Here is a 22,448-nt window from a genome sequence, read left to right on the forward strand (position 1 = left end):
GGGCGCCCGGCCCGGGCCGGCCCCCCCCCCCCGGGCCCCCCCCCCCCCCGGGGGGGGGGGGGCCCCCGCCCCCCCCCCCCCCCCCCCCGGGGGGGGGGGGGGGGGCGCGCGGGGCCCCCCCCCCCCCACGACCCGTTGATCGAGCCCGGCCGAACTACCCGTTGGCCATCTGCCGGTACAGATTGCCTTCACCGTCGTTCGTGAAATACGGCGAACGCAGGTTCCCGAAGATGTCACCATTGCTGGTGACCCCGTTGACGTCGCCCCGTCCGGTGCCATCCGGCCGGTCGACGTAATTGATGAACCACGGCCCGCCGGACGAACCTTCACCCAGGCCGCACCCGATGGTGATCTGCCGCGGGAAGAAGACCGACGCCTGCTGCGAGTTGCCTTCGCAGGTGAGCTGCGACTTCCCGTTCTCCCGGTCCTCGGGATATCCGAAGATGGTGCGGAACTGCTCGAACGGGCCGCCCACGGTGAGCCCGTTGCCGCCCACGACGTCGACCAGCCGGCCCCGCTCGTTGCCGTTCAGCAACGCGATGCCGGTGTCGTACCCCCAGGAGGAGTCCTGCGCCCAGCCGTTCATCGTGCCCAGCGCGTAGGCGGTGAACCGGCCGAAGGGCTCGTCGTCCTGGCGCTTCGCGGGCACGAAGGTCCACTCGCGCATCCAGTCGCCGCCGTCACCGGTGTGCACGCAGTGCCCGGCCGTGAAGACCATGTTGCGGGCCGGGTTGTTGACCGCCGCCGCCGAGCAGGACCTCAGCTCGCCGGTGGGCAGCTTGTAGTAGACCTTGCCGACGACGTTCGTGCTGGTCAGCTCGGCGTGCACGTCGCCGCCGGGCTGTCCGGCCGCGGCCGGCGCCAGCCGTTGCGGCTGCTGTGCGGTGGCTTGCCGCCGGGCCGGTTCGCGATTACCGGTGGTCAGCACGTCGGCCGGCACGGCCTGCGCCATCCGCTCGGCGGTCCAGAAGCCGGCCGGGTTCTCCTCGTCGCTGTACTGCGCGGCCCGGGTGACCACCGGCGCCGCCGGTGGATCGGCGCCCGGCGCCTGCTGCCCGCCGGCCGCGGCCTGTGCGTGGGCCGGCGCCCCGAGCAGTGCCGCGATCGCCACCGCGACGCCCACCCCGGCGAGCAATCTCCGAGATCTGTCGAACTTCCTCACGAATCCCCCAAAAAATTCGCCCGACACAGTGCGAAGGGGGTGGTCGGAGTGAATGCACGAGCTGACCGGCGAACCCCCCGGTACGCCTGCGAAGCCCCCCTCGCACGTCCATTGTTCCAGAGGATTCGAAGACTCCCGTGGCCGGTTCCGGAATCACCTGAACGGCCTAATGTTAAGGAAGGTGTTCGAGCTACCTGATTACATGGAGTGGAAAAGCGCGGGATCGGCACGGTATAGCGGACGTCACCGAGCCCACCAGTATCGCGGGAGCGGGCCCCCACGACCTGCCCGCGGTCCACATGATCGCGCTCGTCCGCGCGGTCCGGGAGGGTGGGAGGTACCGCGTCACAACTACGGCGTGGTGGACTCCATGGCGGGATTACCGAGTCACCGAAAGGGCCGGTTTATCATGTGCGGAGGGTGAGGTCCGCGTCCTGAAACACTTTCGCGCGAAATTCACGCCCCCGACCAGGCAATAGGTCGCTGCTCACCCGGCGCCACCGATTAACCGGTCTTTAAAATTGGCACCGCACGGTGGCGACGTAGCCGCCGGAAGAGCCGCGCGGTCACCCCGAACCACGGGTGGAGCGACGAACTAGCTGGTCAAAGGTGTAGTCGATGACGATGTTCCCCGGTAGGCCACGATTTCGCCCGCTTTTCTCCCGCTGTGCTCACGCGCGTGCCGGTACCGTGCGAACAGGTGCCATCGCGGCCGTGGTGGCGATTCTCCTCTGGCCCGTTCACGCCTCGGCGGTCCCTTACCCGCCGCGCGTCCAAGTGTTCGTCGCCAACAGCGGCGCGAACTCGGTCTCGGTCTTCGACACGCGGATGGGTGAAGTGGTCGGCACCATTTCGGTCGGCCGCACGCCGGTGGGCGTGGGAGCGGCGCCGGGTGGTGACCGGGTGTACGTGACCAACGAGCAGTCCGACACCGTCTCGGTGATCGACGCGCGGTCCTACGCCGTGACGGCCACCGTGCCGGTCGGCCGGCACCCGTTCGGTGTCGCGGTGACCCCGACGCACGCGTACGTGACGAACTTCGGCTCCGCCTCGGTCACCCTCGTCGACGTCGCCACGAACCAGCCGGTCGGCGAGATCCCGGTGGGCCGGTTCCCGCACACGCCGGTGGTGAGCCCGAACGGCAGGTACGTCTACGTCACCAACAACGGCGCGCAGAGCGTGACGGTGATCGACACCGCCAGCCAGAAGCCCGTCGCCACCGTGCCGGTCGGCCTCTTCCCGGCCGGTGTCGCGGTCAGTCCGGACGGTGCACGGGTGTACGTGGCCAACACCGGTTCGGGGACGGTGACCGTGATCGACACCCGGAACCACAAACCGGTCGGCACCACCGAGGTCGGCCGTGCGCCGATGGGGGTGTCGGTGACGCCGCGCGGCCGGGTGTTCGTGGCCAACGCGGGCGCGGACACCGTCTCGGTGCTGGACCGGGCCGGTGCCCCGCTCGGTCCGGCGGTCCCCGTGCCGGCACAGCCCGAGGGTTCCGCCGCCGCCCCGGACAACAGCTTCGTCTACGTCACCAACACCGGGGCCGACTCGATGTCCATCCTGGACGCTTCGACCGCTAAGCCGGTCGCGACCGTGCCCGTCGGGGCGCAGCCGGAAGGCCTCGCCGTCACCTCCTGACCCGCGCGCCGGGTGAGGCGACCGCGTGGGACTAGACGTCGCCGGGCCGGACCAGTCCGGTCTCGTAGGCCAGCACCACGGCCTGCACCCGGTCGCGCAGCTCCAGCTTCGCCAGGATCCGCCCGACGTGCGTCTTCACCGTCGCCTCGGACAGGAACAGCTTCCGCGCGATCTCGGTGTTCGACATGCCCTTGGCGATCAGCACCAGCACTTCGCGCTCGCGCTCGGTCAACGCCTCCAGCACGGCGGCGTCCCGCAGCTCCCCGCCGCTCTCCCCGAGGAACCGGCTCAACAGCCGCTTGGTCACCGAGGGCGACACCACGGCGTCCCCGGACGCGACCGCCCGCAGCGCCGACACCAGGTCACCCGGCGGGGTGTCCTTGAGCAGGAACCCGGAAGCCCCGTTGCGCAACGCCGAAAGCGCGTACTCGTCCATGTCGAACGTGGTCATCACCAGCACCTTCGCCGTGCCGGCCTCGGCTATCCGCTTGGTCGCCTCCACCCCGTCCAGCACCGGCATCCGCACGTCCATCAACACCACGTCCGGCCGCAGCGAAGCCGCCATGTGCACGGCGTCGAGCCCGTCGCCGGCCTCGCCCACCACGTCGATGTCCTCTTGGGCGCCGAGCACCATCCGGAAGCCCATCCGCATGAGCTCCTGATCGTCCACCAGCAGTACTCGGATCACGTTCCCACCCTATGACGGCACCAGCGGGAGCACGGCCCGAACGCGCCAGCCACCGCCGGGGTTCGGTCCGGCTTCCAGCGTGCCGCCCAGCACGCCGGCCCGTTCGCGCATCCCGATCAACCCGTTCCCCCCGGACACCGCGACCAGGTCGTGCGGCGTGCCGAAACCGTCGTCGGCCACTTCCAGCTCGACGTGCTCGCCGACGTGGGACACCCGCACCACGGCCGACGCGCCCGTCCCGGCGTGCTTCAGCGTGTTGGTCAACGCCTCCTGCACGATCCGGTAGATCCCCAGCCCCAGCCCGGCGGGCAGCGCCCGGAGGTCCCCCGAGGTCTCCAGCCGCACCGGCAGCCCGGCCGTCCGCAGGTTCTCGGTCAGCTCCGCCAGATCGGCCGCCCCCGGCTGCGGGGCCCACTGCGTGCCCGACTGGTCCTCCGACCGCAGCACGCCCAGCAGCCGCCGCAGTTCGGTCAACGCCTGCCGCCCGGTGTCGGCGATGGTCCGCATCGCGGCCTCGGCCATGTCCGGGTTCGACTTGATCGCGTACCCCGCGCCGTCGGCCTGCACCACCATCACCGACACCGCGTGCGCCACCACGTCGTGCAGCTCCCGCGCGATCCGGGACCGCTCCTCGCCGACCGCGATCCGCGCCTGCCGGCCCCGTTCGGTCTCCAGCAGCTTGAGCCGCTGCTCCAGCTCCCATTGGTAGGCCCGGCGGGCGCCGACGAACTCGCCCAGCGCCCAGCTGAACCCGAAGATCACCGCGATGACGAAGACGAAGAAGACCGCGTCGGTGCCGGCCCCGATCCGCCACACCGCCCAGACGAACGTGCCGAGCGCCAGCCAGATCGCGTAGACCAGCGCGGGACGCCGCCCCTCGAACGCGACCATCGTGTACAGCGCGACGGCCAGCGCGAAGTCCGCCGGCCGGATCGGGTAGCCGCCGTCCACGCCCCCGTGGGTGAACAGCTGGATGACGCCGCCGGCCAGGATGGTGTAGCTGCTGGCCTTCGGGTACTTCCGCCGGAACACCACCGGTACCACGAGCAGCAGGCCGACGAAGACCAGCGCCGAGACCGATACCAGGCCGCCGGCGGCGACCATCGCGCCCAGGTCGAAGATCGCGAGCGTCCCGGCGATCAGGGAGTCCCCGAACACCGGGTGGGCTCGCATCCACAGGCTCAGCCGCCGCACGTGACCAGGTTAGGTATCGGCCCGTCCGGCGCGCGTCGCGCCACGGTCTGACCTCGGTCTAGTCCTCCAGGCGGATGGCCGCTCAGCGGGTCGTCTTGATCTGCGGCGGTGTCGTCTGCGACGGCTGCACCGGCTCGATGCGCGGCGACTGCGACGGCACCTGGTGCTCCCGCTCGAACTGCCGGTGGTCCTCGGCCATCTCGTCGGCGAGCTGCTGCTGGAGCTGACGGTCCCGGATGCGGCCGAGGATCATCATCGTCACTCCGTGCACCAAGGCCAGCAGCAGCAACACGATGCCGAGCTTGACGACCACGTTCTTGACCGGGTCACCGGTGTCGACGCGGACGATCGACACGATCGCCAGCAGTCCCAGCACCACCAGGTGGAACAGGACGGTGGCGAGTGCGGTCATGGACCTGGCCGCCTCCGGATCCCCGTACGCCCGGTTCATGTAGGCCCGTCCGCTGCGGTAGATCAACTGGCCGTCGATCAACACCAGTACCACGCCGAGCAGCAGGAAAACGGCATAACCCTGTTCCATGACGTGACCTCCCTCTCGCCGCGCGGAATACCCCCCGGGGGCCGTTCACAAACGCCCGTCGTGCCCGCGTGGCACGATCTGCGTCGTGACCGCCCAGGCCCAGCAGCTCGCCGGCCCGCTTTCGGCCGCGGTGGCGAACCTGTGCGTCGGGCTTCGGCAGCAGGTGTCGCCGAACACCGCCGCCGGCTTCCGGGAGGTGCTGCGCCGGCTGTCCGCGCCGCTCCAGGTGGCCGTCGCGGGCCGGATCAAGTCGGGCAAGTCCACCCTGGTGAACGCGCTGATCGGGCGCCGGGTGGCGCCGACCGACGTGGGCGAGTGCACCCGCCTGGTGACCAGGTTCCAGTACGGCACGGTGGACCGCATCGAGGTCGTGTTCACCGACGGCCGCAAGCAGGTCCTGCCGTTCGACGCCAACGGCAGCATCCCGGCGGACCTCGGGGTGGACGTCGAGGAGGTCTCGCACATCGAGGCCTACCTGACCAACGCCGTGCTGCGGGACCTGACCGTGATCGACACGCCCGGCCTGGGTTCGCTGGACGCCGCGTCGGTCGCCCGCACCGAAGCGCTGCTCGGCAACGAGCTGGACCCGGTGTCCCGCAACGCGGTCGCCGGCGCGGAGGCCGTCCTCTACGTCGTGACGCAGGGCGTGCGCGGCGACGACCAGCAGGCGCTGGCCGCGTTCACCGCCGCCACCGCGAGCCGCGAGGCCGGTCCGGTGAACGCCATCGCGGTGCTCAACAAGGCCGACACGATCGCCGCCGAGACCGTCGAAGGCGCCGACGGCGACACCTGGCAGGCGGCGGTGCTGCTCGCCGAGCGCCAGGCGCACACCCTCAAGCCGCGGGTCGCCGACGTCATCCCGGTGATCGGCCTGGTCGCCGAGTCCGTCGAGACCGGCGGCTTCACCTCGGCCGACGCGGACGCCCTGCGCAAGCTCGCCGAACTGGACGAGGGCACCCGCGAGACGATGCTGATCTCGGCGGACCTGTTCGTGGGCTGGGACTGCGACGTCCCGGTGGGCGTGCGCACCCGCCTGCTGGAGAAGCTCGACCTGTACGGGATCCGCTGCGCGCTGGCGGCGGTGGACGCCGAACCGGCGATCACGGCGGGCGCGCTGCGGCGCAAGCTGCTCGACTCGTCCGGCCTCGACGGCGTGCGCGGCAAGCTGAACGCCGTGTTCCGGTCCCGCGCGGACGGCATCAAGGCCGCCGCCGCACTCGCTTCCGTCACCGCGCTGGCCGCCGCCTCCGGTGACCCGAACGAGCGCCAGCGCGTGCACGACGCCATCGAGGTCCTGCTGGCCAAGCCGGAGGCGCACCAGCTCCGGCTGCTGGAGGCGCTGACCCTGGTGGCCTCCGGCGCGGTGGCGATGCCCGCGGACCTGGCCGAGGAGGTGCTGCGGTTCGGCACGTCGCCCGACGTGTCCGAGCAGCTGGGCCTGCGCGGCCGGCCCCCGCACGAGCTCGTCGCCTACGCGCTGGAACGCGCGGGCTGGTGGCGTTCCTTCGCGTCGTTCGGCGCCACACCCGCGCAGAGCCGCGTGGCGCACGTGGTGCACCGGGCGTACTTCCTGATCTGGCAACAACTGCGGGGGCGGCGATGACAGGCGGAACGGAATACCCGGCGGACGCGTCGGACCCCGACGTGGAGACCATCGCCGGCGAGCTGCTGGACCAGGCGCTGGCGGAGCGGCGCGCCCTGGTGCAGCTCTGCCTGTACGCGTTGGACCGCGCCCGGAGTTCCGGCGTGGTCGAGCGGCTCGAAGAGGGCCTGGCCGGGATCGGCGTCACCGCCTGGCGGCCGGACGGCGAGCGGTTCGACCCGTCCGTGCACGAGGCGGGCGGCACGGTGCCGACCGACGACACGTCGCTGGACGGCGTCGTCGCGGAGACCGAGGTGGTCGGGTTCCTGGACCGGGGGCGGACGCTGCGCGCGCCGATCGTGACCGTGTACACGACGCGATGAGCACACTTCCGCAGACCGTCCGGCAGACCCGGGAACGGCTGACCACCCTCGTCCGCGGTATCGACCCGCAGGCGGCGTCGTTCGTGGAGACGCGGCGCGGCGGCCCGGCGTCGGTGGTCGTGGTGGGCGAGACGAACCGGGGCAAGAGTTCCCTGGTCAACGCCCTGCTCGCGACGCCGGGGCTGTCGCCGGTCGACGCCGAGGTCGCCACGGCGACCTACCTGGTGTTCCGCCACGGCGCGGACTGGTCCGCCCGCGCCTGCTACGCGGGCTCGATGTCGCCCGTCCCGTTCGACCGCTCGGAGCTGGTCAACTGGGTCTCGGCCGCGCACGAGCTGCCGGAGGGGATGCTGCCGCCCCGCTACGTGGAGGTCGACGCGCCGATCCCGCTGCTGGAGCGCTTGTCCGTGGTGGACACACCCGGCGTGGGTGGTCTGGAGTCGGTGCACGGCGAACTCGCGGCCGAAGCGGCGGCCTCCGCCACGGCACTGCTGTTCGTGGTGGACGCGTCCGCGCCGTTCACCCGTGGCGAGCTGGAATTCCTTGCCACGGTGGGAGAACGCGTCGAGACGGTGGTCTTCGCGCTGACCAAGGTCGACCAGTACCGGGGCTGGCGCACGGTCCTCGAAGCCGACCAGGCCCTGCTGGCCGAACACGCCCCGAGGTTCGCCGGCGCGACCTTCCACCCGGTGTCGTCCCGGATGTTCGAGCTGGCCGGGAAAGCCCCGAACCCGGACGCCGCCGCCATGATCCGCGAGCGGTCCGGCATCGGTGAGCTGCAAGCGGCGCTGCAGGAACTCGTGGTGGGCCGGGCGGCGATGCTCGGCGAGGCGAACACGCTGCGGGCCTTGGCGACCGTGCTGGACGAGCTGATCGCACGCGGCGAGTCGGACAAGCGGGCGCTGTCGTCCGGCGAGGAGGAGGCCGAGACGCTGCGCGAGCGGCGCGACGAGCTGAACGCCCAGCGCCGTTCGTCCACCCGCAGTTGGCAGGTGCGGCTGCGCGGCGAGGTGCAGCGGGCGCGGGTGGAGGGCGGCCACGAGGTCAGCCGGCAGATGCGGGACGTCCAGGCGTGGTTCCGCACGGCGATCGACGCGGCCACCCGTGAGCAGCTGGCGACGTTGCCGCAGCAGGTGGACGCGGCGTTGCAGATGGTGTCCGGTCGGATCAGCGGCGGATTGGGTGTCCGGCTGTCCCGGGTCGCCGATGCGGCGTTGGCCGACCTGTTCTCCGCGGAGGAACTGGCGGTCATCCGCGGTCAGTTCGCCCGCGGCGTGACGCCGCCGATCGTGCTGCGCCCGCCGGAGAAGCGCGCGCCCACGGCCGAGGACAAGCTGCTGGTGTTCATGGGCGTCTCGGGCGGTCTGGGCGCGGGGCGGCTGGCGGCGATGCCGTTGGCGGGGCTGGGTGTGGCGGCCCTGAACCCGATCGTGCTGCCGGTGACGATCGTGCTGGGTCTGGGCGCGGGCTGGTGGATGGCGCGGACCAGGAAGCACTCGGCGGACAAGCAGCACCTCAAGCAGTGGCTGTCGGACGCCATCGCCGACGCGCGGTCCACTGTGGACCAGTTGGTGGCGGAACAGCTGATCGAGGCCGAGCAGCAGTTGTCGCTGGCGTTGGACGACGCGCTGGGCAAGCGCGTGGACGCCATCGAGGCGGAGCTGCGCGAGGTCGACAAGGCGCTGCGGATGGAAGCCGGCGAGCGCTCGAAGGCGTTGGGCGCGGTCACCCGGCAGCTGGCGGAGCTGAGAGCGGGGCGGGCCAAGGTCGACGAGCTGCTGTCCAGGATCAGGGCGCTGCGCGACCGGGTCTGACCGGGTCGGAGCGGAGCCGCCGGATCTCGAACGATTAAGCGTGTTCGAGTCCTGACAAAGGGTGACGTGGGTTCCGCAGCGGAACCGAATCGGCATAACGTGAGTCGTAGCGGTACAGAGCGCAGGAGGGTGGGATCCGGTGTACATCGACGAGACAGGCGCGACCGACGGCGAGCTGAAGGTCACCGTCGAAGACGAGGAGTACACCGCCGAGGCGACCTACGACCTGAACGACGACGGGGTGAACGAGAGCGCCGTGGTCGAGACCGACGACGGCGGCCACCTGGCGTTCAGCGACACGGACGGCGACGGCGACGCGGACCTGATGAGCACGTTCGACAAGGACGGCGACCTGGTCGGCCAGGCGCGGTTCGACGAGGGTTCCGGCGAGTGGATCGCCGTGGAGCCGTCCGACGACCACAGCCAGCAGACCAACACGAACGCCGGCAAGTCGATCGTCGTCGACATCGAGGGCGGCGCGGACCAGAACGTCGGGCCGGCCACCGAGGACACCGACAACGACGGGCGCGCGGACACGGCGGTGGTGAAGGACGCCGAGGGCGACACCTGGCTGTTCACCGATTCGGACGGTGATGGGAAGGCCGACATCGCCACCGAGATCACGGCGGACGGCGAGGTCACCATGTCCAAGCACACCGGCGAGGACGAGTGGACCGAGGTGGAGCACGGTCGGATCGACGAGAACGGCAAGTACGTCCCGGACGGCAAGCACGGTCTGGACAGCGACGAGGCGTGGTCGTCCGAGCAGAAGGTGACCGTCTCCGGAGTCGTCCGCATCGACTCCGTGACGGGTCAGTGGATCAGCCCGAACTGATCGGCCTGTCCTGATCGGTCTGACCTGGTCCGACTGACCTGGTCGAACGTCGGGTCCGTGCGCCTGGGTCGCCGGTGGCGGTACTAGCGGTTGGTGGCTGCCAGGAAGGATCGCCACGCGCGGGTCGTGAACTCGAAGCGCGGCCCGGTGGCGTTCTTGGAGTCCCGCACCCCCACGGCGCCGGCAGCGAACCGCACCTCAACGCAGGCGTCACTGCTAGCCGCGCTGCGGCTGCTCTTGAACCACCCGGTATCGCGGTTCACGAGCCGACCCGGCTCATGAAGGTGTGCCACGCACGCGCTGTGAAGGCGAAGCGTGGCCCGTCCGGGTTCTTGGAGTCGCGGACCTTCACGCGAGTATCGGCGAACCGGACCGCGACGCAACCGTTGCTGCCTGCAGTGCTGTGGCTGCTCTTGAACCATCCAGTGTCGCGTTCCATGTTGTGGCTCCTCACAGCATGTCGATCAGCAAGATGGTCGTGTTGTCGCTGCCCGGAAGGATCGCCACGCGCGGGTCGTGAACTCGAAGCGCGGCCCGGTGGCGTTCTTGGAGTCCCGCACGCCCACGGTGCCGGCAGCGAACCGCACTTCAACGCAGCCGTTGCTGCCACCGGAACTGTGGCTGCTCTTGAACCAGCCGGTGTCGCGGTTCATCCCTTGCCCTCCTTGATTCTGTCCACCAGCAGCGCACGGCTGTCTTCGCGACTCAAGGACAACTCTTCGACGCGCCTGAACAGTCGCTGCATCGGTTCGATGTCCTCGCGGTGATCGTAGAAGGTGTACGGGCCGTACAGAACCGCCGAGAAGCTCACCGGGGTCGCGTGGGGGAAGTCCAGCACCACCAAGCCTCCACCGAGGGCGGGGTTGTCCACCGTCGTGTTCGGGATGATCCGGATGCTCAGCGTGGGGTGGCGCTCGGTCAACTGGAGCAGGTGCAGCACCTGCCCGCGCATCACCGACGGCCCACCGATGACGTGGTCCAGGGTGTCTTCGGTGAAGACCACGCTGATGGTCTTGGGGTCGCTCGCCTCCAACACCCGGCGCTGGTGCTCCTGCCGGTAGGCGATTCGCTCGCTGGTCTCCTGTTCCGAGTCGTCCCAGTAGATCGAGTTCGACAGGGCCATGATCGCTCGGACGTAGTCGGGTGACTGCACCAGGCCGGGGATCACCCCGCACTCGTACCAGTTGATCTCCCGCGCGGCGGCCTGGAGTTCGCTCAACCGCTGGAACGGTTCGGGCAGGTTGTCCACGTACGCCCGGCGAGGGGCCCGCCTCCGCGCCGCCGCTCCGAGGGCGAGGATCGTCTCCCGCTCCGGCCCGCGCACCCCGTAGAAGTCGAGCAGCTTGCTCAGCTCGTCCGGACCGAGGCCACCCTTGCCGTTCTCGACTTGGCTCAGCCGCCCGCCGGTGCGCCCGATCGCCTCCGCCGCTTCGCCCTGTGACCGGTTTGCCGCGGTGCGGAGCCGGGTCAGGGCCAAACCGAGTTGAAGACGCTCGACGGTCGGCCTGGCAGTGCCCATTGATCACTCCACTCGATCGGGTAATAGCTCAAAATCTCATCGAAGTCTAAAGTCATAGCCAGTTACTTGCTGTATTCGATCACATACAACCAGGTGAGGAGTCCGTGATGGGCAACGAGGTGTCCGAGCGGCGTGAGTGGCTGGTCCGCTGCGCCACCAACCGGGGCGAGCCGGCGGTGTGCTCCATCGAGGTCTCGCGAGGCGTGATCGAGTTCTTCGGGCCGGGCGACACCTTCTGCTTCGGCCTCGACGGCGAGTTGATCGCCGACTTCCGCGCCTCGCTCGACGAAGCGGCCAAGCGGGTGGAAGCGGACGTAGCCCTCGTCTGACCCCGGCCCGGTATGCCATCCTTTGTAACAAGGGGTTGATACAAAGGGGGCGGGACGGTGGGCACAGTACTGCTCTACGGGCTGATCGGGTTGGCCGTCCTGCTCGTCCTGTGGCCGACGCGGTCCGTGGCCGCCAGGTTCCTCCGGCGTTGGGGCGTCGAAGACCCCACCGAAGAACAGGGGTCGCACGCCCTCCGCTACCTCCGCGACCGACGTCTGCTCTACCTCCTGGTCTTCCTGCTGGCCGCGCCCGTCGCCACCGCCGTCGCCGGCCTGCTCGACCTGCCGACACCGGAGACCAGCGGATTCCGCGACCTGCTCGCACCCGGCATCGTGGCGCTGCTGATCGGCGAAGTGATCGCGGCGCTTCGACCGGTGCGCGGCCTGCGCGTCGCGGCGTTGAGCCGCCGCCGGTGGCGAGACCTGGTGCCCCGGTGGGCGATGTCCCTCTTCTCCGCCCTCACCGCGTTGGCCGTCCTGTTCGCGTCCGCCGCGCTGTCCGCTCAGCCGTGGGCGCTGACCACGGTGAGCGCCGAGAGGTTCACCGACCACTTCCGGGCCGAGATCGCCCGACCGGTCGGTGTCGTCGTGCTGGTCGGAGCGGCCCTGGGTCTAATGGCCGTGCTGGGCGTGGTCCGGCTCGCGGTGCGGCGTGGGTCGGTGGCCGATCCCGAGGTCGACGCGGTGTTGCGGATGCGCAGCGCGCGGGTCGCGGTCGGCATCGGCATGGCGTGGATGGCCTGGATGGTCACCATCGCCAACGGCCGGCTCTCGTCGCTCTACAGCCTGTCGAACCCCAGCGGGAGCGGTCCCGGGTGGATGGGCGTCGTGCCGGTGATCGACTCGGGCGGGTTGTTCGTGCTGCTCGCCGCGGTGGTGGGCTGGATCTGGGTGGCGAACCCGCCGCGCCGCACCCCGGCGAACGCCGTGGAGGCCGGTCGGTGACTCGCGTCGTCGTCGACCCGGACAGCGGGGTCGCGCCGTGGCGGCAGGTGCGCGACCAGCTCGTCCACCTGATCCGGGTCGGGCAGCTCCCGGTCGGCTCGCCGCTGCCGTCGATCCGCCAACTGGCCCGCGACCTCGGTCTGTCCGCCGGAACGGTGGCACGGGTCTACCGCGAGCTGGAGACCGCCGGCCTCCTGCACACCGCGCGCCGCCGGGGAACCGTGGTGGCGGCGATCCCCGCGAACCACGCCAACCCGAGCCCCGGGGACCGAGCGAACCCAAGTGCCGCAACGGATATCGCGTCCGCTCTCGCCGCTGCCGCCGCGAGATATGCGGCCGAGATCCGGACATTGGGCATCGACCCGGACACCGCGGTGCGGGCCGTGCGTGACGCCTGCACACCCGGCTAAAACCCGGACAATTCTCCGCGCAATTCTTGCGCGCCGCCATGAGAGCGCTCTCACATCGTTACCCGGCTGCGACCTCGCCGTGTGGCCACCGCCGCACCGGCCGGCCCTTGCATTCGGCCGACTAAAGCGCAGGTCACAGCCCGGTTTGTGATGATCGGGTGCTGAATCGATTCCAGAATCGGTTTTGTGAGGGAGCCGACAGGACAGATGTGCGTTACCGAGGATTAACCCGGCTAACCTCCGTCTATCCCTTAAACGGCACGCCCTCCTCCGGGGCGGGCGGAGCCATTCCCGAGGACGTCCCACCCGGACAACGGCGTCCACCGTGGGCTGGCGCTCAGCTAGGAGACGAGACGAGATGACGGCAGTGACCATTCCCGGTCTCGACCACGCACCGACCAACCACGCGCGGCTGCTCTCCTGGGTGCGCGAGGTTGCCGAGCTCACCTGCCCCGACGAGGTCGTCTGGGCCGACGGTTCGCAGGACGAGTGGAACCGCCTCACCGCCAAGCTCGTGGACGCCGGCACGTTCGTCCCGCTGAAGAAGAAACCCAACTCGTTCTGGGCGGCTTCGGATCCCACCGACGTGGCGCGGGTGGAGGAGCGCACGTTCATCTGTTCCGTGGACGAGGCCGACTGCGGCCCCACGAACAACTGGATGGACCCCGCCGAGATGAAGGCGATCATGACCGAGCTCTACCGGGGCTCGATGCGCGGTCGCACGATGTACGTGATCCCGTTCTGCATGGGTCCGCTGGACGCCGAGAAGCCGATGCTGGGCGTGGAGATCACCGACTCCGAGTACGTCGTCGTCTCGATGCACATCATGACCCGCATGGGGACCAGGGCGCTCGACCGATTCGGCGAGGACGCCGACTTCGTCAAGGCGCTGCACTCGATCGGCGCGCCGCTGGAGCCGGGCCAGGCGGACGTCCCGTGGCCCTGCAACGAAACCAAGTACATCACGCAGTTCCCGGAGGAGCGGACGATCTGGTCGTTCGGCTCCGGTTACGGTGGGAACGCGTTGCTGGGCAAGAAGTGCTACTCGCTGCGCATCGCCTCGGTGATGGCCCGCGACGAGGGCTGGCTGGCCGAGCACATGCTGATCCTCAAGCTCACCTCGCCGGAGAACAAGAAGTACTACATCGCCGCCGCGTTCCCCAGCGCCTGCGGCAAGACCAACCTGGCCATGCTGGAGCCGACCATCCCCGGCTGGAAGGTCGAGACCCTGGGCGACGACATCGCCTGGATGCGGTTCGGCGAGGACGGCCGGCTCTACGCGGTCAACCCGGAGAACGGCTTCTTCGGCGTCGCGCCCGGCACGGACTACCACACCAACCCGAACGCCATGCGCACCATCGAGAAGGGCAACTCGCTCTTCACCAACGTGGCGCTGACCGACGACGGCGACGTGTGGTGGGAGGGCATGGGCGAGCCGCCCGCGCACCTCACCTCGTGGAAGAAGCAGGACTGGACGCCGGACAGCGAGGAGCTGTCCTCGCACCCGAACTCCCGCTACTGCACGCCGATCGCCCAGTGCGACATCAAGGCCCCGGAGTGGGAGGACCCGAAGGGCGTGCCGATCTCGGCGATCTTCTTCGGCGGCCGGCGCGCCACCACGATCCCGCTGATCACCGAGTCGCGCGACTGGCAGCACGGCGTGTTCATGGGCGCCACGCTGTCCAGCGAGACGACCGCCGCGGCCGTCGGCAAGACCGGCGTGGTGCGCCGCGACCCGATGGCGATGCTGCCGTTCATCGGCTACCACGCCGGTGACTACTTCCAGCACTGGATCGACACCGGCAAGTCGGCCGACGCGGACAAGCTGCCGAAGATCTTCTACGTCAACTGGTTCCGCCGGGGCGAGGACAAGCGCTTCCTGTGGCCCGGGTTCGGCGAGAACTCGCGCGTGCTGAAGTGGGCCATCGAGCGCATCGAGGGCAAGGCCGCCGCGCGGGAGACGCCGATCGGCCACGTGCCGACCGCGGACGAGCTGGACCTGTCCGGGCTGGACGCGCCGCGTGAGGACATCGAAGCGTCGCTGGCGTTCGACGCCGACGAGTGGCGTGCCGAGCTCCCGATGATCGAGGAGTGGTTCGCCAAGATCGGCGACAAGGTGCCGACCTCGCTGCGCGACGAGCTCGAAGCGCTGCGCCAGCGCCTGGGCTGAGCCCGACCAGCAGGTGACCCGGCGGACGACGACGTCCGCCGGGTCTCTTTTTGATCACCCTCGGTGACTTCCTCCGGGGTGCCGGGTACCAAGGAAGAGTGACCCCGCAGGACGACTTCCTGGGCGGCCTGCACTACGACGGCGCTCGCGACGTGCAGGTCGGGCCGCAGACCGGGATCGTGCGGTACTACCCGGTCGAGCCCTCTGGCCCGCCGCCCCGGCGGCGTACCTCGCCGTGGTGGCACCTGCTCGGGGTGCTGCTGGGCGCGCTCGGGATCGGCGTCGCCGCGTTCGCCTGGGGCTACGGGATCGACCAGTTCGACGAGGTCCGGGTGCGCGGACTGGTGGCGATGGGACTGGCGGGACTCGTGGTGGGACTGGTGACCTTGGGAAGGCTGTCCCCAGCCGCTCCCCTGACTGCCGGTGGGCTGTCGCTGGCTGGTGCGGTGGCGTACGAACTAAGTGCTTTTCGGGTATTGCCCGTGCTCAGGATGGTGTTCGAGAGCGGCGTGCCGGTCGGCGTGGGCGTTCTGCTGATCGTGCTCGCGTTCCGGCGGCGGTAGTTGTCCACAGGTTGTGGATGAAGCTGTGCACAGGCTGTGGACTTAACCCGTTGGAGGGTGGTTCGTCACGCACCCGCCTCACGCCGGCAGGTTCTTCGTCCCCAGGCCCCACAGCCGGCCGGTGAACGGGCGGGTCGCCTCGGCGTAGCAGACGACCGTGGTGAAGCCCTCGGACCAGGCTTGGCTGCCGAACGACCGCCACGAGGCGAACACGTCCTGCCGTTCCGCCCCGACGTACCCGGCCACGGCCGTCGCGCAGTGGTCCTTCGCCCGCTCGTTGACCTGTTCCCGGGACGGCGTCGGGTCACCCGGTGCACCCAACTCCAACACCCCCGGCACGGCCTCGGCGAGGTGCGGTCCGTCGCAGGCGGCGATCTTCGGGTCGGCGTCCTTGGCGGGCGACCCCTGCGCGCACAACTGCACCTGCCCGAACCCGGCCGCCTTGAGCAGGTCCTTGGCCTTGCCGGTGCGCTTGCGGCGCTGCCCGTCCGGCTCGAACTCGACCACCGTGCACAGCCGCCAGCGGTCGCCCTTCGCCCAGCCGTCGCGGCTCGGCCACAACACCTGCGCGTGGAGGCGGGTCGCGTCGTGGTCGGTGCTGCCGAGGTAGCCGGCCATGGCGTCCCGGCAGGCGGGCATGGCCTGCCGGCGGAGGTCCCGTTCGCTCGGGTAGTCGGCGGCCATCCCGGTGAACTCGCCGGCTCCGACCACCTCGGCGTCGTGCGGCTTGGCGCAGTCGACGGCGGTGAGCGAGCCGTCCGTGCACTCGCCTGCCTTGGGCAGGTCCTGCGGGCCGGGCGTGATCGACGGGCGGACCACTTCCGCGTCCGGCACGCCCGTGACGTGCGCCGTGCACCCCGTGACCCAGGCGAGCGACAGCACCAGGAAACCGACCACCGCCCGCCCGCGCCGCACGGGGGTCAGACTACTGCGACCAACGCGACCACCTGGTCGACGATCCGGCGTCGTTCGGCCTCGAACTCGGGATCGGTCAGCGCCACCGGGTCGGCGGGCTGGCCCAGCACCGGTGTGTGCAGGTGCCCGCCCGAGGTCGTGGTGGCGGACAGCCCGAGCCGCACCCGGTTGGCCCGGTACATCGACTCGTTGGACAGGTAGTCGCCACCGCTGCCCACAGCGGCCACCGCGCCGGGCGTCGGCTCGTCGGTCCGGCAGTCGGGTGTGCCGACGCCGGGGGTGGACCCGATCGGCCACTCGCAGAACGAGCGGTTGAAGTGCACCGGATAGGGCGACGTCCCGGCGTCGACCATCTTCTGGGCGGGCAACGTCGTCTCGATGAACTCGTGCGCCGGCTGCGGCCACCCCGGGGCGTCCGGCACCGTCCCGCGCGCGGCGACGTCGTTGTTGTCCGGGAACCCGCCTCGCCACCGGGCCGCCCACCGCTCCACGTCGAACCGCCCCGGACGGCCTTGGCTGATCGTCACGAACGCGTCCGGCTTCGTTTTGCCCAGCAGCGTCCCGCCGTAGAACCGCTCCACGACGCCTTGGTCGAACGCTCCCCACAGCACCGGCAGCACCGCCGCCTCGACCACGACCCGTCCCCCGGGCGTGTCGAACACCTTCCCGTCGAGCCGCAACGCCGCCGCCCCGGCGGGGTTCGACCGCCGCACGGACGTCCCGTCGAGCTGGAACGGGTCGAACCCGCTCACCACGACCCGACGCAACCCGCCCCGGAACCGGACGTCCTCCACCCCGCGCGCCGCGACGTCGACCCGCTGCACCAACCTCGCCCGCTCCGCGACGGACAGCGCGTACCCCTTCGGCTGCCACTGCCGAACGGCTTTCGTGAACAGCAACCGAGCCCAGTACAACGGTCGGTCGTCCACCGACTCCCGAGCCCGCTCCACCGCGGCCCGCCACAACTCCCCGCCGGCTTCGGCGACGACCGACTCGGCCCGCGACTTGGCCACGCCCCCGCACAACCGGGCCTCGAACCGCCGGACGTCGTCGTCCAGCCCGCCGAGCCGAACCAGCTCGGGACCGACCGCCGGCCGGCCCGGAGCCAACGCGTCGTCCAGCCGCTGTTCTTCCACGGACAACGCGGCGCCGCCGTCGAAACAGGGCTTGACCTGGGCAGCGGCCACCCCCGGCAGCCCGACGAGGGCCATCCCGACAACCAGCGGGATCACGGTACGCAGTCGTCTGATCACCGCTCAGATCCTGTCGAATCCCAACGCCCCTCGAAACCCGCCAACCGGCCGTGTGGTGTCCGCCGCTAGCGCAGGGTGGTGGCCCGGAAGGTGTCCAGGGTCGCGCGCGGTGGCGCCCATTTCGGGTCCGGGTGGGGCGTTCCGGCGGCCAGGACGTAAAGCGGGGTGTGGCCGATGTTGTCCAGGCCGAGCCGTTCGGCGATGGGGGTGTCGCAGAAGGCGCCGGTCTGGGCCGGGCCGAGGCCCAGGGCGGTGGCGGTGAGGGCGAAGGTCTGGCCGAGGTGGCCGGCGTCGAGCAGGCTGACCCGGTAGCAGCGCGGCGTGTGGTACTTGCTGCTCATCCGGTCGATGACGGCGGTGAGCACGACCAGGAACGCGACACCGCCGATCCAGTCCTGGCCGGCACCCAGGCGGACGACCTCGTCACGGCCGAGGCCGGGCGAGAGCAGTTCCAGGGAGTGCTCGCGCAGGTTGTAGTGGTACATGCCGGGGTCGACGCCGGTGACGTTGAGGATGCCGACGTAGGCGTCGAGTTCCTGCCTGGACCCGCCGGCCGGGCTGGTGCGGCGGAACAGCGCGCTCCGACCGGAGTCGATGTAGTCGACCGGGCCGAACACCGTGGACAGCAGGGTGGCCAGGGTGGGCAGCGGCACCGGGTCGTCGGTGAAGTCGCGGTGGGTCCGGCGCGCGTAGAGCACTTGCTCGTAGGGGACGCGAAGGTCGGCGGGTCGGCGCGGCAGCAGGACGCGGTCGGCGTCGGGGTACTCGGTGAACATCGAGTGCGACGGGCCGTCCACGGCCGACACGGCGGTGTCCACGGGGGTCGTGTCGGCCTCGCCCTGCCGGTTTCCGCCGGCGCGCTCCAGATCGGCGTACGGGACGTCCTGGGTGGCGTAGTGGAAGAACGACGCCTCGGGCGCCCACGTCTGCCACCGGCGGGCCACCTTCTCGTCGCGGTCGGCCTCGTCACTGCCCTCGGCGAGCAGCGCCCCCGCCTCGTGCAGGGCCTGCACCGCCTCGGCGACGGTGTCCGGCGTGAGGTGGTCCAGCGACTCGGCGGCCTTGGCGGGCTCGACCCAGTCGTCGAACGCGGCGAGGACCTCCGCCGCCGCCGGGTGCAGCGCGGTGGGCGTGCCGCCGGGGTACGGGTGGACGACGAACTCGCCCTCGTGCCAATAGCAGGTCAGACAACTCGCACGGCGCAGACGCATGACTACTCCAAAGACGCGGGCCAGGGCACGGCGCGCCTGGCGGAACAACCACACGGTGGAGGGGCCGGGCCCGTGCTTCGCGGGCCCGGCCCCGGGAATCAGTTGTGGGCACTCATCAGCTGTCGTCGCCCGAGAACCAGCTGAACGACCGGATGGTGCGCTCCGGGCGAATGACCGGACGCGCCTTCATCGAAATCTTCCGCATGATCGTCACCTCCTGTTCTTGATGTCGGGCCAAAGACGTGCACTCCCGGATTCCCGTGCCACCAGCACTTTCCCCTCCACACCCCTGGGACCACCCCATCCAGTGCGAGCAGTCATCCCCCGTGGCGCCATGACCGCCGGACCGGTGACCTTCTGCGACAGGCGGCTCCCGCTCGAAGCCGTGCTCGCGGCACAGCCCGTCGCCCGACAAGGCGGAAACCGTGGCAGGGCACATGACGGAGCGTTCGGGTCGAACCCCGAGGCCGCTCACCCCGCCACCTCGATCCCAGATTTGTTGAACAATTCGGCAATACTCCGTTTGACTTGTAGAGCACTAGACTCGCTCGCATGACGAGCGTTGACGACGACTGGCTCCGGGCACTGGCCGAGGAGCGCGGTGACATCGACCGCTCCAGCACCGCCGAACGGGTCGCCGACAAGCTCCGCACCAGCGTGCTCGACGGCGACATCAAGCCCGGCCAGCAGCTCAACGAGAAGGCGCTCGGCGACGTGCTCCGGGTCTCCCGCAACACCCTGCGCGAGGCGTTCCGCCTGCTCACGCACGAACGCCTGCTGGTGCACGAGTACAGCAAGGGCGTCTTCGTGCGGAAGCCCGACTGGCGCGACATCGTGGACCTCTACGCGGCCCGCCGGGTCGTCGAGGGCGGTGCGGTCCGGTACTGGCCGCAGGCCGCCGACGACGCGAAGGACGCGGTGCGGGACGCGGTGGGCCTGGGCCTGGCGAGCGCCGAGCAGAACGACTGGGTCACCGTCGGCACCGCGAACGTCAAGTTCCACCAGGCCATCACGGCCCTGGTGGGCAGCAGGCGGCTCGACGAGGAGATGCAGCGGCTGCTCGCCGAGGTCCGGCTCGCGTTCCACGTGATGGGCGACCCCAAGGGCTTCCACAAGGACTACCTGCCGCTCAACCGGGAGATCCTCGGCCACCTGGAGCGCGGTGCCGTGCGGCAGGCCGAGGAGACCATGGCCGACTACTTCGACCGCGCGGAGAAGCACTTGGTGACCGGCCTGCGCGGGGAGTGAAGAAGGGTCACGATTCAACTACGTCACCGGCCGCCAATCCACCGGACCTCGTGACGGCTGTCCTTCCACCGGCCTAGCATCGCGCGACACCCGGTCACCAGGGCCACCCGGAGGGCACCCATGCCTCGACCATCCAGCCTGCGCTGGAGCAACTGGAACCTGCTGCTGCTGATCCCGCTGCTCATGCTCGTCACGCCGTGGTTCAACTCCGATGGGCCGCGGCTGTTCGGGTTGCCGTTCTTCTACTGGTACCAGTTCGCCTGGGTGCCCGTGGGTGTCGTCTGCGTCGGGCTCGTCTACGTCAAGACCCGGAACGCGGCGGTGGCCGAGGACAAGCCCGACCTGCTGGGCGTGGACGACCTGGACGAGGGGGCGAAGTGATGCAGTGGACCGAGTTGATCGTCTTCAGCGCGCTGTTCCTGCTGGTCACCGTCCTGGGTTTCGTCGCGGCCCGGTGGCAGGCGGGCTCCACGCTCGACCACCTGGACGAGTGGGGGCTGGGCGGGCGCAAGTTCGGCTCGTGGATCACCTGGTTCCTCGTCGGCGGTGACCTCTACACCGCGTACACGTTCGTCGCGGTGCCCGCCCTGGTGTTCGGCGCGGGCGCCACGGGCTTCTTCGCCTTGCCGTACACGGTGATCCTGTACCCGATCGTCTTCCTGCCGCTGGTGCGGATGTGGTCGGTGTCGCGCGTGCACGGCTACGTGACGCCCGCCGACTTCGTGCGCGGTCGTTACGGCTCGCACTGGCTGGCGCTGCTGATCGCCATCACTGGCATCGTCGCGACCATGCCGTACATCGCGTTGCAGTTGGTCGGCTTGGAAGCGGTGCTGCGCACCATGGGGCTCAACGGCTCCGGCGTGCTAGGCCACGCCCCGCTGTTCGTCGCGTTCGTGATTCTCGCGCTCTACACGTACCAGTCGGGGCTGCGCGCGCCGGCGCTCATCGCGTTCGTCAAGGACACGCTGATCTACATCGTGATCCTGGTCGCCGTGATCTACCTGCCGGCGAAGTTCGGCGGCTGGGGCCAGATCTTCGACACCGCGCAGGTGAAGTACGACGCGTCACCGCAGAAGTCCGACGGAATCCTGTTGAACGCCAACAACCAGCTCCAGTACGCGACCCTCGCGCTGGGCTCCGCGCTGGCGCTGTTCCTGTACCCGCACTCGCTGACCGGCATCCTCGCCTCGCGCGGCCGCAACGTGATCAAGCGCAACATGGTCGCGCTGCCCGCGTACTCGCTGCTGCTGGGCCTGCTGGCGATGCTCGGGTTCGTGGCGATCAGCGCGGGCGTCAAGCCGATCACCAACCAGGCCACCGGCCGCGCCGACACGAACACCGTCATCCCGGTGCTGTTCGGCCAGGAGTTCCCGGCCTGGTTCGCGGGCATCGCGTTCGCCGCCATCGGCATCGGCGCGCTGGTGCCCGCCGCCATCATGTCCATCGCGGCGGCGAACCTGTGGACCCGCAACGTCTACAAGGAGTACCTGAAGAAGGACGCCACGCCGAAGCAGGAGGCGAAGCAGGCCAAGATCGCCTCGCTGGTGGTGAAGTTCGGCGCGGTCGCGTTCATCGTGTTCATCGACCCGCAGTTCTCCATCGACCTCCAGCTCATCGGCGGCGTGATGATCCTGCAGACGCTGCCCGCCGTGGCGATCGCCTTGTACACCCGGTGGTTCCACGTGTACGGCCTGGTCATCGGGTGGTTCGTCGGCATGGGCTGGGGCATGTGGCTGCTCTACAACATCGGCACCCCGGAGGTGAGGGACGCCGCCGGCAAGGTCGTCACGGCGGGCCGGCCGCACTTCGCCGGTTCCGCGCTGGCGCTGGACAAGCTGTCGCTGTTCGGCTGGCAGCCGTTCGCCGGCTCCACCGTGCAGGTCTACGTCGGCATCGTCGCCGTCGCGGCGAACCTGGTGGTGGCGGTGCTCGTGACGCTGGTCGCCAAGAAGCTCCACGTCTTCAACGGCACCGACGAGACCAACGGTGAGGACTACCACGCGGACGAGGGCAGCAGCCGGGTGAAGCCGGTCGCCGCGCACTGA

At 70.1% G+C, this 22,448-nt stretch carries 24 protein-coding genes; 13 read left to right on the plus strand and 11 right to left on the minus strand.

Annotation, left to right across the window (positions count from 1 at the left end; genetic code table 11):
- Window positions 1-154 precede the first annotated feature (154 nt).
- On the minus strand, window positions 155-1,162 hold the full coding sequence (locus tag FHS29_RS04755) for a trypsin-like serine peptidase (RefSeq protein WP_184688668.1): 1,008 nt from the start codon (window positions 1,160-1,162) through the stop codon (window positions 155-157).
- 717 nt (window positions 1,163-1,879) lie between these two features.
- On the opposite strand from FHS29_RS04755, the gene FHS29_RS04760 reads away from it, so the two are divergent.
- The gene (locus FHS29_RS04760) at window positions 1,880-2,803 is read left to right on the plus strand and encodes a beta-propeller fold lactonase family protein (protein WP_312864754.1); all 924 of its coding nucleotides are present in this window, start codon (window positions 1,880-1,882) and stop codon (window positions 2,801-2,803) included.
- A gap of 31 nt (window positions 2,804-2,834) precedes the next feature.
- On the opposite strand, the gene FHS29_RS04765 is transcribed toward FHS29_RS04760, so the two are convergent.
- The 3 genes from FHS29_RS04765 to FHS29_RS04775 form a co-directional block, all read right to left on the minus strand.
- Complete coding sequence (locus FHS29_RS04765) at window positions 2,835-3,491, minus strand: response regulator (protein WP_184688669.1); 657 nt, start codon at window positions 3,489-3,491, stop codon at window positions 2,835-2,837.
- A 9-nt stretch (window positions 3,492-3,500) separates the two neighbouring features.
- The gene (locus FHS29_RS04770) at window positions 3,501-4,685 is read right to left on the minus strand and encodes a sensor histidine kinase (RefSeq protein WP_446689059.1); all 1,185 of its coding nucleotides are present in this window, start codon (window positions 4,683-4,685) and stop codon (window positions 3,501-3,503) included.
- A gap of 82 nt (window positions 4,686-4,767) precedes the next feature.
- Window positions 4,768-5,226, minus strand: a complete 459-nt coding sequence (locus tag FHS29_RS04775; RefSeq protein WP_184688671.1) for a hypothetical protein — start codon at window positions 5,224-5,226, stop codon at window positions 4,768-4,770.
- A gap of 85 nt (window positions 5,227-5,311) precedes the next feature.
- Between FHS29_RS04775 and FHS29_RS04780 the strand changes: the two genes are divergently transcribed.
- From FHS29_RS04780 to FHS29_RS04795, 4 genes are all read left to right on the plus strand, one after another.
- Window positions 5,312-6,829, plus strand: a complete 1,518-nt coding sequence (locus FHS29_RS04780) for a dynamin family protein (RefSeq protein WP_184688673.1) — start codon at window positions 5,312-5,314, stop codon at window positions 6,827-6,829.
- The gene (grpE, locus tag FHS29_RS04785; protein WP_376774396.1) at window positions 6,802-7,191 is read left to right on the plus strand and encodes a nucleotide exchange factor GrpE; all 390 of its coding nucleotides are present in this window, start codon (window positions 6,802-6,804) and stop codon (window positions 7,189-7,191) included. The genes FHS29_RS04780 and grpE overlap by 28 nt, the downstream gene beginning before the upstream one ends.
- Window positions 7,188-9,005 carry a dynamin family protein gene (locus FHS29_RS04790; protein WP_184688677.1) on the plus strand — a complete coding sequence of 606 codons (1,818 nt, stop codon included), beginning with the start codon at window positions 7,188-7,190 and terminating at the stop codon, window positions 9,003-9,005. The genes grpE and FHS29_RS04790 overlap by 4 nt, the downstream gene beginning before the upstream one ends.
- Window positions 9,006-9,144: 139 nt before the next feature.
- Window positions 9,145-9,840, plus strand: coding sequence for a hypothetical protein (locus tag FHS29_RS04795; protein WP_184688679.1), 696 nt, complete (start codon window positions 9,145-9,147; stop codon window positions 9,838-9,840).
- An 83-nt stretch (window positions 9,841-9,923) separates the two neighbouring features.
- Here FHS29_RS04795 and FHS29_RS36610 read toward each other — a convergent pair whose 3' ends face one another.
- Genes FHS29_RS36610 through FHS29_RS04815 form a run of 4 tightly spaced genes read right to left on the minus strand, consistent with a single transcriptional unit; the run spans window position 9,924 to window position 11,359 of the window.
- A complete protein-coding gene (locus FHS29_RS36610) occupies window positions 9,924-10,133 on the minus strand; it encodes a DUF397 domain-containing protein (protein WP_312864755.1) in 210 nt (69 codons plus the stop codon).
- On the minus strand, window positions 10,100-10,279 hold the full coding sequence (locus FHS29_RS36615; protein ID WP_184688683.1) for a DUF397 domain-containing protein: 180 nt from the start codon (window positions 10,277-10,279) through the stop codon (window positions 10,100-10,102). The genes FHS29_RS36610 and FHS29_RS36615 overlap by 34 nt, the downstream gene beginning before the upstream one ends.
- A 25-nt stretch (window positions 10,280-10,304) precedes the next feature.
- Window positions 10,305-10,493 (minus strand): DUF397 domain-containing protein, encoded by a 189-nt coding sequence (locus FHS29_RS04810; protein WP_184688685.1) that lies wholly within the window; start codon window positions 10,491-10,493, stop codon window positions 10,305-10,307.
- Window positions 10,490-11,359, minus strand: a complete 870-nt coding sequence (locus tag FHS29_RS04815; RefSeq protein WP_184688687.1) for a helix-turn-helix domain-containing protein — start codon at window positions 11,357-11,359, stop codon at window positions 10,490-10,492. The genes FHS29_RS04810 and FHS29_RS04815 overlap by 4 nt, the downstream gene beginning before the upstream one ends.
- A 107-nt stretch (window positions 11,360-11,466) precedes the next feature.
- Between FHS29_RS04815 and FHS29_RS04820 the strand changes: the two genes are divergently transcribed.
- The 5 genes from FHS29_RS04820 (at window position 11,467) to FHS29_RS04840 (ending at window position 15,776) form a co-directional block, all read left to right on the plus strand.
- Window positions 11,467-11,688 carry a hypothetical protein gene (locus tag FHS29_RS04820; RefSeq protein ID WP_184688690.1) on the plus strand — a complete coding sequence of 74 codons (222 nt, stop codon included), beginning with the start codon at window positions 11,467-11,469 and terminating at the stop codon, window positions 11,686-11,688.
- A 57-nt stretch (window positions 11,689-11,745) separates the two neighbouring features.
- Window positions 11,746-12,633, plus strand: coding sequence for a hypothetical protein (locus FHS29_RS04825; RefSeq protein ID WP_184688692.1), 888 nt, complete (start codon window positions 11,746-11,748; stop codon window positions 12,631-12,633).
- Entirely contained in the window at window positions 12,630-13,043 is a 414-nt protein-coding gene (locus FHS29_RS04830; protein ID WP_184688693.1) for a GntR family transcriptional regulator, read from the plus strand. Before FHS29_RS04825 ends, FHS29_RS04830 begins: the two co-directional genes overlap by 4 nt.
- 358 nt (window positions 13,044-13,401) lie before the next feature.
- Window positions 13,402-15,213, plus strand: coding sequence for a phosphoenolpyruvate carboxykinase (GTP) (locus FHS29_RS04835; RefSeq protein WP_184688695.1), 1,812 nt, complete (start codon window positions 13,402-13,404; stop codon window positions 15,211-15,213).
- A 98-nt stretch (window positions 15,214-15,311) separates the two neighbouring features.
- Window positions 15,312-15,776 (plus strand): hypothetical protein, encoded by a 465-nt coding sequence (locus FHS29_RS04840; RefSeq protein WP_184688697.1) that lies wholly within the window; start codon window positions 15,312-15,314, stop codon window positions 15,774-15,776.
- 78 nt (window positions 15,777-15,854) lie between these two features.
- Here FHS29_RS04840 and FHS29_RS04845 read toward each other — a convergent pair whose 3' ends face one another.
- The 3 genes from FHS29_RS04845 to FHS29_RS04855 all read right to left on the minus strand — a co-directional run bounded on the left by FHS29_RS04845 (window position 15,855) and on the right by FHS29_RS04855 (window position 19,155).
- Window positions 15,855-16,691 (minus strand): septum formation family protein, encoded by an 837-nt coding sequence (locus FHS29_RS04845; protein ID WP_312864756.1) that lies wholly within the window; start codon window positions 16,689-16,691, stop codon window positions 15,855-15,857.
- A 5-nt stretch (window positions 16,692-16,696) separates the two neighbouring features.
- A complete protein-coding gene (locus tag FHS29_RS04850; protein ID WP_312864757.1) occupies window positions 16,697-17,944 on the minus strand; it encodes a pyroglutamyl-peptidase I in 1,248 nt (415 codons plus the stop codon).
- A 65-nt stretch (window positions 17,945-18,009) separates the two neighbouring features.
- Window positions 18,010-19,155, minus strand: a complete 1,146-nt coding sequence (locus tag FHS29_RS04855; protein ID WP_184688698.1) for a SagB/ThcOx family dehydrogenase — start codon at window positions 19,153-19,155, stop codon at window positions 18,010-18,012.
- A gap of 552 nt (window positions 19,156-19,707) precedes the next feature.
- Here FHS29_RS04855 and FHS29_RS04860 point away from each other — a divergent pair.
- The 3 genes from FHS29_RS04860 (at window position 19,708) to mctP (ending at window position 22,448) form a co-directional block, all read left to right on the plus strand.
- Entirely contained in the window at window positions 19,708-20,403 is a 696-nt protein-coding gene (locus FHS29_RS04860) for a GntR family transcriptional regulator (RefSeq protein ID WP_184688700.1), read from the plus strand.
- A 120-nt stretch (window positions 20,404-20,523) separates the two neighbouring features.
- Window positions 20,524-20,784 (plus strand): DUF3311 domain-containing protein, encoded by a 261-nt coding sequence (locus FHS29_RS04865; RefSeq protein WP_184688701.1) that lies wholly within the window; start codon window positions 20,524-20,526, stop codon window positions 20,782-20,784.
- A complete protein-coding gene (gene mctP, locus FHS29_RS04870) occupies window positions 20,784-22,448 on the plus strand; it encodes a monocarboxylate uptake permease MctP (RefSeq protein WP_184688703.1) in 1,665 nt (554 codons plus the stop codon). Before FHS29_RS04865 ends, mctP begins: the two co-directional genes overlap by 1 nt.

It is taken from the genome of Saccharothrix tamanrassetensis (genome assembly GCF_014203665.1).
Classification (GTDB): Bacteria; Actinomycetota; Actinomycetes; order Mycobacteriales; family Pseudonocardiaceae; genus Actinosynnema; species Actinosynnema tamanrassetense.